The organism is Tenacibaculum mesophilum, from assembly GCF_003867075.1.
Taxonomy (GTDB): Bacteria; Bacteroidota; Bacteroidia; order Flavobacteriales; family Flavobacteriaceae; genus Polaribacter; species Polaribacter mesophilus.
The window spans coordinates 3,094,757-3,107,000 of record NZ_CP032544.1; the positions used below are offsets into that span (position 1 = coordinate 3,094,757).

15 protein-coding genes are annotated in these 12,244 nt (G+C 34.0%); 7 read left to right on the forward strand and 8 right to left on the reverse strand.

All coding sequences use genetic code 11. The annotated features are described in order from the left end of the window. Nucleotides 1–22: 22 nt before the first annotated feature. The 3 genes from purE to D6200_RS14125 all read right to left on the reverse strand — a co-directional run bounded on the left by purE (nucleotide 23) and on the right by D6200_RS14125 (nucleotide 2,175). Nucleotides 23–502 (reverse strand): 5-(carboxyamino)imidazole ribonucleotide mutase, encoded by a 480-nt coding sequence (gene purE / locus D6200_RS14115; RefSeq protein ID WP_073181718.1) that lies wholly within the window; start codon nucleotides 500–502, stop codon nucleotides 23–25. 38 nt (nucleotides 503–540) lie between these two features. Further along, nucleotides 541–1,698, reverse strand: coding sequence for a 5-(carboxyamino)imidazole ribonucleotide synthase (locus tag D6200_RS14120; protein ID WP_073181716.1), 1,158 nt, complete (start codon nucleotides 1,696–1,698; stop codon nucleotides 541–543). 66 nt (nucleotides 1,699–1,764) lie between these two features. Then, nucleotides 1,765–2,175, reverse strand: a complete 411-nt coding sequence (locus tag D6200_RS14125) for a Rieske (2Fe-2S) protein (protein ID WP_073181714.1) — start codon at nucleotides 2,173–2,175, stop codon at nucleotides 1,765–1,767. Between the two features lie 194 nt (nucleotides 2,176–2,369). On the opposite strand from D6200_RS14125, the gene greA reads away from it, so the two are divergent. The 3 genes from greA to D6200_RS14140 all read left to right on the forward strand — a co-directional run bounded on the left by greA (nucleotide 2,370) and on the right by D6200_RS14140 (nucleotide 3,535). Continuing rightward, nucleotides 2,370–2,843 carry a transcription elongation factor GreA gene (gene greA / locus D6200_RS14130; RefSeq protein WP_047788513.1) on the forward strand — a complete coding sequence of 158 codons (474 nt, stop codon included), beginning with the start codon at nucleotides 2,370–2,372 and terminating at the stop codon, nucleotides 2,841–2,843. 101 nt (nucleotides 2,844–2,944) lie between these two features. Further along, on the forward strand, nucleotides 2,945–3,337 hold the full coding sequence (locus D6200_RS14135) for an HIT family protein (RefSeq protein WP_073181712.1): 393 nt from the start codon (nucleotides 2,945–2,947) through the stop codon (nucleotides 3,335–3,337). Nucleotides 3,338–3,349: 12 nt separating this feature from the next. Continuing rightward, entirely contained in the window at nucleotides 3,350–3,535 is a 186-nt protein-coding gene (locus D6200_RS14140) for a hypothetical protein (protein ID WP_073181710.1), read from the forward strand. Here the strand turns inward: D6200_RS14140 and D6200_RS14145 are convergent. Then, on the reverse strand, nucleotides 3,532–4,680 hold the full coding sequence (locus D6200_RS14145) for a sensor histidine kinase (protein ID WP_073181709.1): 1,149 nt from the start codon (nucleotides 4,678–4,680) through the stop codon (nucleotides 3,532–3,534). The two genes, D6200_RS14140 and D6200_RS14145, sit on opposite strands and share 4 nt — an antisense overlap. A 75-nt stretch (nucleotides 4,681–4,755) precedes the next feature. Between D6200_RS14145 and D6200_RS14150 the strand changes: the two genes are divergently transcribed. After that, nucleotides 4,756–5,616: a flavin reductase family protein gene (locus D6200_RS14150; protein WP_047788509.1), complete on the forward strand. Its 861-nt coding sequence runs from the start codon at nucleotides 4,756–4,758 to the stop codon at nucleotides 5,614–5,616. A 7-nt stretch (nucleotides 5,617–5,623) separates the two neighbouring features. Continuing rightward, nucleotides 5,624–5,989 carry a DUF3127 domain-containing protein gene (locus D6200_RS14155; RefSeq protein ID WP_047788508.1) on the forward strand — a complete coding sequence of 122 codons (366 nt, stop codon included), beginning with the start codon at nucleotides 5,624–5,626 and terminating at the stop codon, nucleotides 5,987–5,989. 240 nt (nucleotides 5,990–6,229) lie between these two features. Here the strand turns inward: D6200_RS14155 and D6200_RS14160 are convergent, their stop codons facing one another. The 3 genes from D6200_RS14160 to D6200_RS14170 form a co-directional block, all read right to left on the reverse strand. Beyond that, nucleotides 6,230–6,478 carry a DUF1456 family protein gene (locus D6200_RS14160; protein WP_073181707.1) on the reverse strand — a complete coding sequence of 83 codons (249 nt, stop codon included), beginning with the start codon at nucleotides 6,476–6,478 and terminating at the stop codon, nucleotides 6,230–6,232. A gap of 12 nt (nucleotides 6,479–6,490) precedes the next feature. After that, nucleotides 6,491–7,126: a YqaA family protein gene (locus D6200_RS14165; RefSeq protein WP_047788676.1), complete on the reverse strand. Its 636-nt coding sequence runs from the start codon at nucleotides 7,124–7,126 to the stop codon at nucleotides 6,491–6,493. A gap of 81 nt (nucleotides 7,127–7,207) precedes the next feature. Further along, nucleotides 7,208–8,764 (reverse strand): NAD(P)/FAD-dependent oxidoreductase, encoded by a 1,557-nt coding sequence (locus D6200_RS14170; protein ID WP_073181705.1) that lies wholly within the window; start codon nucleotides 8,762–8,764, stop codon nucleotides 7,208–7,210. 66 nt (nucleotides 8,765–8,830) lie between these two features. On the opposite strand from D6200_RS14170, the gene D6200_RS14175 reads away from it, so the two are divergent. Both D6200_RS14175 and aat read left to right on the forward strand, forming a co-directional pair. Next, entirely contained in the window at nucleotides 8,831–10,210 is a 1,380-nt protein-coding gene (locus D6200_RS14175) for a short-chain fatty acid transporter (RefSeq protein WP_073181703.1), read from the forward strand. 159 nt (nucleotides 10,211–10,369) lie between these two features. Continuing rightward, on the forward strand, nucleotides 10,370–10,993 hold the full coding sequence (aat, locus tag D6200_RS14180; RefSeq protein ID WP_073181701.1) for a leucyl/phenylalanyl-tRNA--protein transferase: 624 nt from the start codon (nucleotides 10,370–10,372) through the stop codon (nucleotides 10,991–10,993). A gap of 149 nt (nucleotides 10,994–11,142) precedes the next feature. Here aat and D6200_RS14185 read toward each other — a convergent pair whose 3' ends face one another. Continuing rightward, a complete protein-coding gene (locus D6200_RS14185; RefSeq protein WP_083574762.1) occupies nucleotides 11,143–12,162 on the reverse strand; it encodes an alpha/beta hydrolase family protein in 1,020 nt (339 codons plus the stop codon). Between the last annotated feature and the right edge of the window lie 82 nt (nucleotides 12,163–12,244).

The window sequence follows — 12,244 nt, forward strand, 5'->3', positions numbered from 1 at the left end:
AGTTAATATTGTACTAAGGTACTTATTTTTTTACGCTTTCAGAAGCTTTTTCAACTTTCAGTTTTAAGCCTTCTTTATAAGCGATAATTTTGTCTAACACACATTTGTCTGAAGCTCCAATAATTTGAGCTGCTAAGATTCCTGCATTTTTTGCCCCATCTAAAGCAACTGTAGCCACAGGAACACCCCCTGGCATTTGAAGAATAGATAACACAGAATCCCAACCATCAATAGAGTTTCTACTTTTAACAGGAACTCCAATTACTGGTAACGGACTCATACTGGCTACCATTCCAGGTAAATGAGCAGCACCACCAGCACCGGCAACAATAACTTGTACGCCACGCTTGTGTGCATTGTTAGCGTAATCGAATAATTTTTCAGGAGTTCTGTGTGCAGATACGATATCTACTTCTACTTGAATATCAAAACTCTCTAAAATATCAATTGCTTCTTGCATAATTGGAAGATCTGAATCGCTTCCCATGATAATTCCTACCATAAATTTATGTTTTTGTCATCTCGAACGTAGTCGAGAGGTTATTTTGCTATTACCTTAATAGTTTCTTTTACTTGTTGAGCGACTTTTCTCGCTTCATTTATATCTTCATTCACAATAGTTACGTGTCCCATTTTACGGAAAGGTTTGGTTGTCTTTTTTCCGTAGATGTGAGGAGTAACGCCGTCAATCTTTAAAATTTCTTCAATGTTTTCGTATACTACATCACCAGTATAGCCTTCTGCCCCCACTAAATTCACCATAATTCCAGCTACTTTACTTTCGGTATTTCCTAACGGAAGGTTTAAGATGCTACGTAAGTGTTGTTCAAATTGGCTAGTATAACTTGCTTCAATAGAATAATGCCCTGAATTATGAGTTCTTGGAGCCGCTTCATTAACTAAAATTTCGTTATTTTCAGTTTGGAACATTTCCACAGCTAACAATCCAACAAAATCAAATGCATCCGCAACTTTTAAAGCAACTTCGCGCGCTTTTTTAGCAACTGCATCTTCAATTCTAGCAGGACAAATTACATACTCTACCTGATTTGCTTCTGGGTGAAATTCCATTTCAACTACTGGGTAAGTTTTAGTTTCTCCGCTTGCATTTCTTGCAACAATAACAGCTAATTCATTTTTAAAAGGAACTAGTTTTTCAGAAATACACTCACCAGTAGGTAGGTTTTCTAAATCGCTGATGGCACGAACTATTTTTACTCCGTTACCATCGTATCCAAATCGAGCAGATTTCCATACAAAAGGAAAACTAACAGCTTCATTACTTATAGCATGTTTTAATTCTTCTAAAGAAGTAAACCTAGAAAAGTCAGCAGTAGGGATGTTATTATCGTGATAAAACACCTTTTGATGTGCTTTGTTTTGAATAGTTCTTAAGTTTTTAGGCTTTGGAAAAATGGTTAGTCCCTCAGCTTCTAAAGCATCTAAAGCATCAATATTTACGTTTTCAATTTCTATGGTTAACAAATCTACTTGCTTTCCAAAATTGTAAACAGTATCATAATCTAATAAATCTCCTTGATGGAATTCGTTACATATCTGAGCGCAAGGAGCATCAGCGTTTCCGTCTAAAATAACAGTATAAATGTCGAATTTTTGCGTTTCGGTAAGTAACATTCTTCCTAATTGGCCGCCTCCGAGTACACCCAATTTAAAGTTTGAAGAAAAGTAATTTTTCACGATAAATGTGTTAATTGTGTTGTTGTTGCTGCAAAAATAAGAATCTAATTGTTAGTACAAATAGTATTAACGAGATATTCTTAACTGATTGTTACTAATAGGAGTAACAAAATACATTAATGCATTACAGCCCTCACCATCTAAAGGAGTACCACCTGAAAGGTAGTTATACTTTTTATCATCACACGGACAGGTTATTTCCACTCCGTTGAAAGTCATTAAAGAGTTACAGTTTTGTTCAGGACATTGTTGATCAAAAGCTCTGTAACCAGAAGTTCCTGTTCTAAAAATAAAAACATTTCGCCCTTGTATTACGTTTTGCGATTCTCCTCCAGGAACTAATAAACCACTAAATTCTGGAAGAGATAAATCAATAATAGCATTCATTTTTATTCCAGAAAAACAGTTGTTAATAGGAGTGTTATCACTACAGCTAAAACAAATTATAACAAGAAATAAATAAAATATTTTTTTCATTTTTTAGTATAGAAGTTGTTATTGTAACGCAACGAAGTTACAAATATTTTGTACATTTGTAAGACAATCTCATTCCTAACGGCGTGAGATTTTTAAATTTAACCCACAGGGTTATAGGAAGAAAAGTTATATGCTTCTTACAAAACGTTAAAGAAAGTGTATAAAAGTTTGTTGATTTTAAAAAGAGAGAAGAGATGAGTAATGTATCATATTATACGGAAGAAGGATTAAAGAAACTTAAAGAAGAATTAGCGCATTTAGAGCAAGTAGAAAGACCACGTGTTTCTCAAGAAATTGCAGATGCTCGTGATAAAGGAGATTTGAGTGAGAATGCAGAATATCACGCTGCAAAAGAAGAGCAATCGTTGTTAGAAACAAAAATTGCAAAATTAAAAAACGTAGTAGCTAACGCTCGTATTATTGATGAAAGTCAGTTAGACACCTCTAAAATTTTAATCCACTCAATAGTGAAGATTAAAAATACAGTAAACGGAATGGAGTTTACGTATACGCTAGTAGCAGATAGCGAAAGTGATGTAAGAAACGGAAAGTTATCTGTTAATTCACCAATAGGTAAAGGATTGTTAGGTAAAAAAGTAGGTGATGTTGCCGAAATACAAGTGCCTAACGGAATTATGAAGTTTGAAGTAATGGAGATTTCTCGATAAGAGAAAAAACAAATACAAAAGAGTAAAGATTTATTCGGGTTTTAGCTTCGCTAGAACCCGATTTCTTTTTTACTTTTACTGTAAAATTAAATTAAAGAGACATGGCAAGTATTTTTACAAAGATTATAAACGGAGAAATTCCATCGTATAAAATAGCTGAAGATGACAACTATTTTGCTTTTTTAGATATCAATCCAAATGCAAAAGGACATACGCTAGTAATTCCTAAACGTGAAGAAAATAAACTATTTGATTTATCGAAAGAAGAGTACGACGGATTAATGTCTTTCTCTTACAGAGTAGCCAAAGCTATTGAAAAAACAATTCCGTGTGAACGCGTAGGAATGAGTGTAATTGGTTTAGAAGTGCCTCATGTACATGTACACTTAATTCCGTTGAAAACGATGGAGGATATCCGTTTTATAAAGAAGGAAAAATTAACAAATGAAGAGTTTGTAGCAGTGGCAGAAGAAATTACTAAGAATTTTGAATAAATAAAAAGAGTTATGAAAAAGTGGGTTAAAGAAGGTTTAACCTGGGGAGTAATTATGTTTATAATAATGGTAATATTCTTTCCGTGGTATGATGGAGAGGAAATTACATTAAAAAGAATGCTTGTAGGAGCGCTTATATGGGGAGCAGGAGGCTTCTTTTACGGTTTTTTAATGAACAAACTAAAGAGAGACAGTTAAACCTTATTCAATAAGATTTCAAAAGTAGTTCCTTTTCCTAGTTCAGATTTTAACACATGTATTCTTCCGTTATGGTAATCTTCGATAATACGCTTAGAGAGCGATAAACCCAGACCCCAGCCACGTTTTTTTGTGGTAAATCCTGGGTTGAATATTTGTGAAAATTGTGTTTTAGGAATCCCTTTACCAGTATCTGAAATTAAGATTTTTACATTTTTAGAACTTTCACTAATGCTAACAGATAGACTTCCTTTGCCTTGCATAGCATCAATAGCGTTTTTAATTAAGTTCTCTATTACCCAACCATATAATTCGGTATTTATATTGATTCGGATTTCTTCAGTTTCGGTAGTAAAAGAAAAAGAAATTTGTTTAGAACTTCTATTTTCTAAGTAGTCATAAGCAGTTTTAGTAATCGATACAACGTTATTGGGTTTTAACTCAGGAAGAGACCCTATTTTAGAAAAACGATTTGCGATGGTATTTAAGCGTCGCACATCTTTTTCAATTTCATCAACATAATCGTTACTTACATTTTCAGCACGTAAAATAGCTATCCAGCCTAATAATGAAGAAAGTGGCGTTCCTATTTGGTGTGCCGTTTCTTTAGCCATTCCTGTCCACAACTTATTTTGTTCAGCTACTTTGTTAGACTTGTACACCATGTAAATGATGGTAAGAAACAACCCTAAAATTAGTACTAAGGCAAGCGGATAGTATTTGAGCTTGTATAAAAGGTCAGAATTTCTATAGTAGATATGTTCTTTAATTCCTAAGTATTCTATCGCAATTGGCTCATTTTGATTTTTCATGATGCTCAATTGCTTTTGAAGGTATTTAGGATCCGTAGACTTTATAGAGTCTAAGTTATGGAACTGTTTTATTTCGCCATCTTTACCAACCAAAATAGAAGGAATGTTCTCTATGGTTTCGTAAACTTTGTTTACTAAATTAAAGCTACCATTAGAGTCAGGGTTTGAAGCTACCTCCTTAATTGCAGTAGCATAAATCTCCATTTTAGCGCGTTCATCTTTTTTAAATTTTTGAAAAAACACATAGGTATTCCATAAAATAAATAAAACGATAAGTAAGGAAATACTAATTGCAATTCGCTTTACCCAATAAGTGTTTGTAAAAAAAGCCATCAATCAAATATAAACTATTCTCTAGAATAACTAAATTTATAAATAGGTAGTATATTTACACTAAAATTATATAGAATGTTATCAATAAACCCTAAAGATATACCAACTTCTAAACTGCATGGATATTTATTAGGAGCAGTAGCACCAAGACCTATTGCTTTTGCAAGTACTGTAGATGCAGATGGAAACCCAAATTTATCACCATTTAGTTTTTTTAATGTATTTGGGGCAAACCCACCAATTATGATTTTTTCTCCAGCACGTAGTGTAAGAGGAAATAAAACCAAACATACGTTAGATAATGCTGAAGCTACAAAAGAAGTGGTTATTAATATTGTGAATTACGATATTGTTCAGCAAATGTCGTTGAGTAGTACGATGTATCCTAAAGGAGTTAATGAATTTATAAAAGCTGGTTTTACAATGTTACCTTCAGATGAGGTAAAGCCGTTTAGAGTAGCAGAATCTCCTGTACAATTTGAGTGTAAAGTAAAAGACATTATTTATACAGGTGAAGAAGGCGGAGCAGGAAACTTAATTGTGTGTGAAGTAGTAAAACTACACGTAAACGAAAATGTGTTAGCAGAAGATGGCAGTATAGATCAACATAAAATAGATTTAGTAGCCAGAGCAGGAGGAAATTATTACAGTAGAGCCAGAGATGGCTTTTTTGAAATACCAAAACCACTAACTACCTTAGGAATTGGAGTAGACCAAATACCTGCTGAAATAAGAAACAGTAGTATATTAACAGGAAATAATTTAGGGATGTTAGGTAATGTAGAACAGCTACCTACAGAAGAAGCTGTTAATAACTTTGCAAAAGAACATTCACAATTTGTGGGTATTTCAACTGAAAAAAAACATACTTTTGCACAAGAGTATTTACAAAACAATGATGTAGAAAGTGCTTGGAAGGTACTTTTAATTAAATAGATAAGAAATGGAAGTAATAGGGAAAATCAAATTAATTAACGAAACGCAAACATTTGGATCTAACGGATTTAGAAAGCGTGAAATGGTTGTAACTACTGATGAGCAGTACCCACAAATGATAATGATTGAGTTTATTCAAGATAAATGTGATTTATTAAATAATTATCAAGTAGGGCAAGATGTAAAGGTTTCTATTAATTTAAGAGGAAGAGAATGGATTAACCCACAAGGAGAAGCAAAATACTTTAATTCTGTTCAAGGATGGAGAATTGAAAACTTAGCACAAGCAGCTCCTCAAAACATTCCACCTGCTGATCAATTTGAACCAGCTCCAGATTTATCTGCAAACGAACCAGATGACCTACCTTTCTAAGAATACTTAGAAAAAATATGAATACAACAAAAAAGAGCGCAAAATTTGCGCTCTTTTTATGTTTTGCGGAAAACTACATATTTACTTACGGTTATCCCTTTTAATAAGTTAAAAATCAGTTATATATTTGTAGTATAATCATTCAATAAATAATTATTGATTGAAAAATTTAAGGGGAAATAAAAACCTTCTGATATTAAATCAGAAGGTTTTTTAATTATATAAGTGTTAGTGGTGTGGTTACTTTTTTGTTGGCTTTTTCTCAGGCATCGGACCTCTTAAATGAATAATTAATCCGTTTAAAAAGTTACGTAAAAACTGATCACCGCATTCCATATACTTAGGGTGATCTTCTTTTCTAAAAATAGCGTTGATTTCCGATTTAGAAACTTTAAAATCTACCAAAGAGCAGATGTCAATAATATCAGTATCTCTTAATTTATGTGCTACTCGTAGCTTTTTAAAAATATCGTTGTTAGTTAGTCCCATAATTATTTTAAGTTAATTTACTACTGAAAAAATAGCCCATGCATAAATAGCAAAACGAGCAAAACGAAATAAACCTACAAAAACTACATTTTTAAAAGGATATTTAATCATACCAGCAGTTAAACAGCTAATGGCAAAGGGTAGTGGTAATAGTGCACCTACCAAAATTAAAAAACCTCCCCATTTACTTGTGTTTTTAAGGTTTTTAGCCATTTTAACCTCTAAATAATTTCTTACAGAGTCAATCTTTAAAGAAGCTCTTCCTATAAAATAAGCACACAAACCTCCTAAATAAGATAGTGTCGCTAACAAAGAAATATTTACAATAGGATCTTCAGTTTTCTTAGACCATGCGATGAAAATTTCTGGCGGAATTAATCCTAAAATTGTTTCAGAGATAAAAAAAGTAATTAAAACTCCTGTTCTAGAAAAGGTTTCGGTCATGGTTTGTAAACCATCGTTAATATTATAAACATACTTGTTAAATAATAATAACCCTACAATAACGCCTACAATTGGCCAAAAAGCTTTTTTTAAGCTTACCCATATAAACATATAAAAACCAGTGCGATTATAATAGTTGTGTAAACGTTTATAATGCGGTTTATCTATTTTCTTTTTGTTATTTTTTTTATTCTTTTTACTCATCGCTAAAAAAAGCATCTAATTTTTAGGAATAGCAAAAGTACGAGGTAATTAGAAATTACACTAACAAATAGTTGTTAATTATTACAGGTTTGTAATAGCAGCCTCAGCACAACGTTCACCGTCCATAGCAGCTGAAATAATACCACCGGCATAACCACCACCTTCACCACAAGGAAAAAGCCCTTCAATTTGTGGATGTTCAAGGTTTTCTTTTCTTGGAATATTTACAGGTGATGAAGTCCTAGACTCCACTCCAACAATGTTTGCTTCCGCAGTATAGTACCCGTGCATTTTTTGTCCGAAAGCCGCAAAACCTTTACGTAATCTGCTTCCAATTAATTTAGGAAGTAACGAATGTAGCGGAGAAGAATTTAATCCGGGTTGATACGAACAGTCATTTAAAGAAGAAGACAATCTACCTTCCACAAAATCGGTTAAACGTTGTGCTGGAGCAACTTGACTTCTTCCACCTGCGTTAAACGCTAACTTTTCTAAATCTTTTTGATATTGTAAGCCTTTTAAAACTCCATATTTCTCATACTTCGGTAAGTCTTTATCAACATTAATTTCAACGACAATACCCGAATTTGCAAACTTGTTATTACGACGCGATGGTGACATTCCGTTTACCACCACTTCACCATTAGCAGTTGCAGCAGGAACGATGAATCCACCAGGACACATACAGAATGAATACACTCCACGGTTTCCTACTTGGTGTACTAAACTATATGCAGCAGCAGGTAATAACTCATCACGTTGACCTGAACAACTATATTGAATTTGATCGATAATTTCTTGCGGATGCTCTACACGAACCCCCATAGCAAACGATTTCGCTTTTAGCAAAATGTCTTTTTTATGCAATAGCTCGTATATATCTCTTGCAGAATGCCCAGTAGCCAAAACAACAGCATTTACAGCCATTTCAGTCCCGTTTTGTAACTGTATAGCTTGTAGTTTATTGTTTTTAACAATAAAATCGGTCACACGAGTTTCAAAATGAACTTCACCACCATGTTTTAAAATCGTTTCGCGAATATTTTGAATAATCTTCGGAAGTTTGTTCGTTCCTATGTGCGGATGCGCATCTACTAAAATTTGATCGGTAGCACCGTGATATACTAAATTTTCAAATATTTTACGAACATCACCACGCTTTAAACTACGGGTGTATAACTTTCCGTCCGAATACGTTCCTGCACCACCTTCACCAAAACAATAGTTAGAGTCTGGGTTTACTTCATGAAATTGATTAATAGCACGTAAATCTCTACGACGATCTTGTACATTTTTACCACGTTCAAGTACAATAGGTTTATAGCCTAACTCAATACAGCGAAGTGCTGCATACATTCCCGCAGGACCAAAACCTACAATATGAATTTCTTTCGCATTTGATACGTCTTGATATTCAAAAATATAATCAGGAGTATCAGGTTGCGGTTTGTTAATGTACACCGCTACTTTATAATTAAAGATAACTTCCTTTTTACGTGCATCAATCGATTTACGTAACACCTTTACGCTAGTAATATCAGCAATGCTAATACCTAGCTTTTTAGCAGCTTTTAGCTGTAAAATATTGTCTTTGCGTTCTTCTACTAAATTAACACGTAATTGAAGTTCTTTTACCATATTGCAAAACTAGGTAAAAAACTATTTATTCTATTTGATTATTTTTAGCAAATCAAACTTTAAACAATGAAGATTACGCAGGTTATAGAAAATGTTTTTAAAAAATATTTACCCTCACCTTTTACCATCGCTATATTATTAACACTGTTAACTCTTTTATTAGCACTGTTTTTTACAAAACCAGAAGAAAGTTCTGTGGTTAATTATTCTTTAGAGGTGTTACAATTTTGGGAAAACGGAATTTGGTCTAACGGATTACTTGTTTTTGCCTATCAAATGATGTTGATTTTGGTATTAGGGCATGTATTGGTGTTGAGTAAGCCTGTGAGTAATTTAATTTTAAAAGTAACAAAATTCTGTACCAACACAGCAAACAGCGCAGCTATTGTAAGTTGTACTACTATGTTGGTAGCTTTTTTTAATTGGGGGCTAGGACTCATTTTTGGTGCTTTGTTGGCACGTAAAGTAGCAGAACATGCACAAGAACACAATATCAAACTAAATTATCCAATGATTGGAGCGGCGGGTTATATGGGATTGATGGTTTGGCATGGTGGAATTTCAGGATCGGCACCGATAAAAATTAACGAAAGCGGACATATTAAAAGTATTATGCAATCGGTTTCTTCGGATGAGGTTTTAGCTCAAATACCTGATGTGATTGATTATTCTCAAACGATTTTTAGTTGGTGGAATTTGCTGATTTTTTTCGTGGTAGTAGCGGCGGTATCGGCAACCTTTTATTTTTTAGGAAAGAAAGCAGCTCCAACAGCGATTAATTTACCAGAATATCAAATGCATACCGATGAAAAGGTTAGTACACAAGCAGAAAGATTGGATAGTTCTCAATGGTTAGCCATTGCTTTTGGTGTGTTGATTTTAGTGGCGTTTGGTTATCGTTATTGGGCAGACATTCAGCAGTTAAAAATTACGCCTAACCTAATTAACTTTTTTATGTTAGGATTAGGAATTATACTACACGGAAGTTTTAAAAAGTTTACCAATGCTGTGGGAGAGTCAATTAGTGATGTATCTGGAATTTTAATTCAGTTTCCATTGTATTTTGGTATTATGGGCGTGATGAAAAGTACGGGGATGGTTACTTTAATTTCTGATTTTTTCGTGTCGATAGCAACTGCAACGACCTTACCCATATTTACATTTTTTAGTGCTGGTTTGGTCAATGTTTTTGTGCCAAGTGGGGGAGGGCAGTGGATTGTACAAGGACCTATTGTGGTAGAAAGTGCGTTAAAATTAGGGGTTCCGTTGCCTAAAGCAATTATGGCATTAGCATACGGAGACCAAATAACGAATATGTTACAGCCTTTTTGGGCATTACCCTTATTAGGAATTACGAAACTAAAAGCAAAAGAAATTTTACCCTATACGTTAATTGCAATGGTGGTAGGTAGCGTAATTTATTTGTTAGGACTTACCTTGTTTTAAGAGTTTATTGAGGAAACATCAGCGCGTCACGTTGATGGTTTCGTTGTGTTGAGGAAATGCCAACGAACTTCGCTGATGGCGACTATACCACGTTTTTATTAATAAAACGTTGATGTTGAATTCACGGATATAGTATTTTTGTAAAAAAGAATGTAACGAATGATTTGGCTTTCTGAAAAAATAGAGTTTCCTCCGTATGAGTTGGCTACTGATGATGGTTTACTGGCTTTGGGCGGTGATTTATCGGCTGAACGATTGGTGTATGCTTACCAACATGGAATTTTCCCGTGGTTTAATGAAGGGGAGCCGATTGTTTGGTATTCTCCATGGGAGCGTATGGTGTTATTTCCTGAGGAAGTGAAAATTTCCAAATCAATGAAACAGGTATTGCGAAAAGGTGGTTTTACGATAACGGAAAACAAAGCTTTTGATGAGGTGATTTTTAATTGCCGACACATCAATCGTTTTGACCAATTAGGTACTTGGATTACCGATGAAATGGAAGATGCTTATATAAACCTACACGATAAAGGCTATGCAAAATCTATTGAGGTATGGATGGACGACAAACTGGTTGCAGGTTTGTATGGAGTAGATTTAGGAAATGGCGTTTTTTGTGGCGAAAGTATGTTTAGTAAAGTAAGCAATATGAGTAAAGTTGCGTTTATCCATTTAGCTCAAAAGGGAGGCTACAAACTCATCGATTGTCAAGTATATAATGACCATTTAGCAAGTTTAGGCGCGAGAGAAATTCCTAGAGAGGAGTTTTTGAAGTGGTTGTGAACGGTTTTGTGTATGAGTAGTAGCGGGTTTTACGCAACTACTTTTCGGAATGTAATATATCTTTTTAAAATGAAATAGCGATTCGAGTTGTCACCCGAACCGCTATTGCTTATACGTTTTGTTAGCGGTAGTTTTTTTCGCCTATTAATTTAGTTCATATACTTATCCAAGAACGAAAGAACTTTTTCGGGATTTCTACCAAAGTAATTGTAACCATCTTTAAATCTAAAAGGCGTATTTTCAATCCAATGGATTTCCTTTTCTTTACTACCAAGAAGGTCAAAAGTTTTTTGTCCATCTTCAGGATTTTTAGTCCAAGCATCGTCTTTTACTTGTATCATAAATACTGGCATTTTTACATTTGGTGCTGCTGTATGTGGTGTCATTTCGTCCATTAACCATCCTCCCATTTTTAATAGTTCGAAGTCAACCAAATCTAAATATTGACTTACACCTTGTAGTCCAGAAAAAGCTTCGTAGATAGCTCTCATAGATACCACCATTGGGCTTACCATACATTTTACATTTTCAAATAATTCAGGGTAGCGACTAATTGCCTCGTACTGTGAATTTCCTCCCATACATTGGCTATAAAGAGCAACTTTCATTTTGCTTAATCTTGGATGATTGTCTACATATTGTTTTACACCAACGCAATCTCTCCATTCTAATTGACCTATTCCACTTATTCCATTGTTAGATGAGCCACTCCTTCCGTGATTTCTTATGTCATAAGCCAATACGTTATAACCAGCATCTGTTAAATGTTTCATTTGTACTACAAAGTCAATCTCAACATTATCGTATCCACTAAAAGGTAAACCAAAATGCCCTTGAAATCCTGAACGACACATAGGTAATGCGTGGTTGAAGATTACTAATTTGTTACTTTCTCCGCCTTTTGCAGGAATGTACCAACCATCTAAAGGCACACCATCAACACCTTTAAGGAAAACATCTTCCCAATCTGTCATTCCATAGTCGTCTGGTGTTTTATGAATTACACTTCTAAAGGGTTTACAAACATTAGCCAATCCTATTACTTTCTCATAATCTGCTTCTGAAATTTCATTTAACTGTTTAATAGCATTTTCTATTCTTTCTTTAGACATTCTTGATTTATGAGTTGAAGCTCTTTCGCTTCCTGCAAAATTTACTTGATTTTCCATTGTATTTTAATTTTAAATTAATAATACAACAAAATTACAGTGAGATATCTGTTTAGTACTAAAACAGATTACTTGAAGACTG

What these genes read in the sequence shown, in the direction of transcription:
- purE (WP_073181718.1), bottom strand. Translation starts at nt 502, where the DNA reads ATGGTAGGAATTATCATGGGAAGCGATTCAGATCTTCCAATTATGCAA.
- D6200_RS14125 (WP_073181714.1), bottom strand. Translation starts at nt 2,175, where the DNA reads ATGAAAAAAATATTTTATTTATTTCTTGTTATAATTTGTTTTAGCTGT.
- greA (WP_047788513.1), top strand. Translation starts at nt 2,370, where the DNA reads ATGAGTAATGTATCATATTATACGGAAGAAGGATTAAAGAAACTTAAA.
- D6200_RS14135 (WP_073181712.1), top strand. Translation starts at nt 2,945, where the DNA reads ATGGCAAGTATTTTTACAAAGATTATAAACGGAGAAATTCCATCGTAT.
- D6200_RS14140 (WP_073181710.1), top strand. Translation starts at nt 3,350, where the DNA reads ATGAAAAAGTGGGTTAAAGAAGGTTTAACCTGGGGAGTAATTATGTTT.
- D6200_RS14145 (WP_073181709.1), bottom strand. Translation starts at nt 4,680, where the DNA reads ATGGCTTTTTTTACAAACACTTATTGGGTAAAGCGAATTGCAATTAGT.
- D6200_RS14150 (WP_047788509.1), top strand. Translation starts at nt 4,756, where the DNA reads ATGTTATCAATAAACCCTAAAGATATACCAACTTCTAAACTGCATGGA.
- D6200_RS14155 (WP_047788508.1), top strand. Translation starts at nt 5,624, where the DNA reads ATGGAAGTAATAGGGAAAATCAAATTAATTAACGAAACGCAAACATTT.
- D6200_RS14160 (WP_073181707.1), bottom strand. Translation starts at nt 6,478, where the DNA reads ATGGGACTAACTAACAACGATATTTTTAAAAAGCTACGAGTAGCACAT.
- D6200_RS14165 (WP_047788676.1), bottom strand. Translation starts at nt 7,126, where the DNA reads ATGAGTAAAAAGAATAAAAAAAATAACAAAAAGAAAATAGATAAACCG.
- D6200_RS14170 (WP_073181705.1), bottom strand. Translation starts at nt 8,764, where the DNA reads ATGGTAAAAGAACTTCAATTACGTGTTAATTTAGTAGAAGAACGCAAA.
- D6200_RS14175 (WP_073181703.1), top strand. Translation starts at nt 8,831, where the DNA reads ATGAAGATTACGCAGGTTATAGAAAATGTTTTTAAAAAATATTTACCC.
- aat (WP_073181701.1), top strand. Translation starts at nt 10,370, where the DNA reads ATGATTTGGCTTTCTGAAAAAATAGAGTTTCCTCCGTATGAGTTGGCT.
- D6200_RS14185 (WP_083574762.1), bottom strand. Translation starts at nt 12,162, where the DNA reads ATGGAAAATCAAGTAAATTTTGCAGGAAGCGAAAGAGCTTCAACTCAT.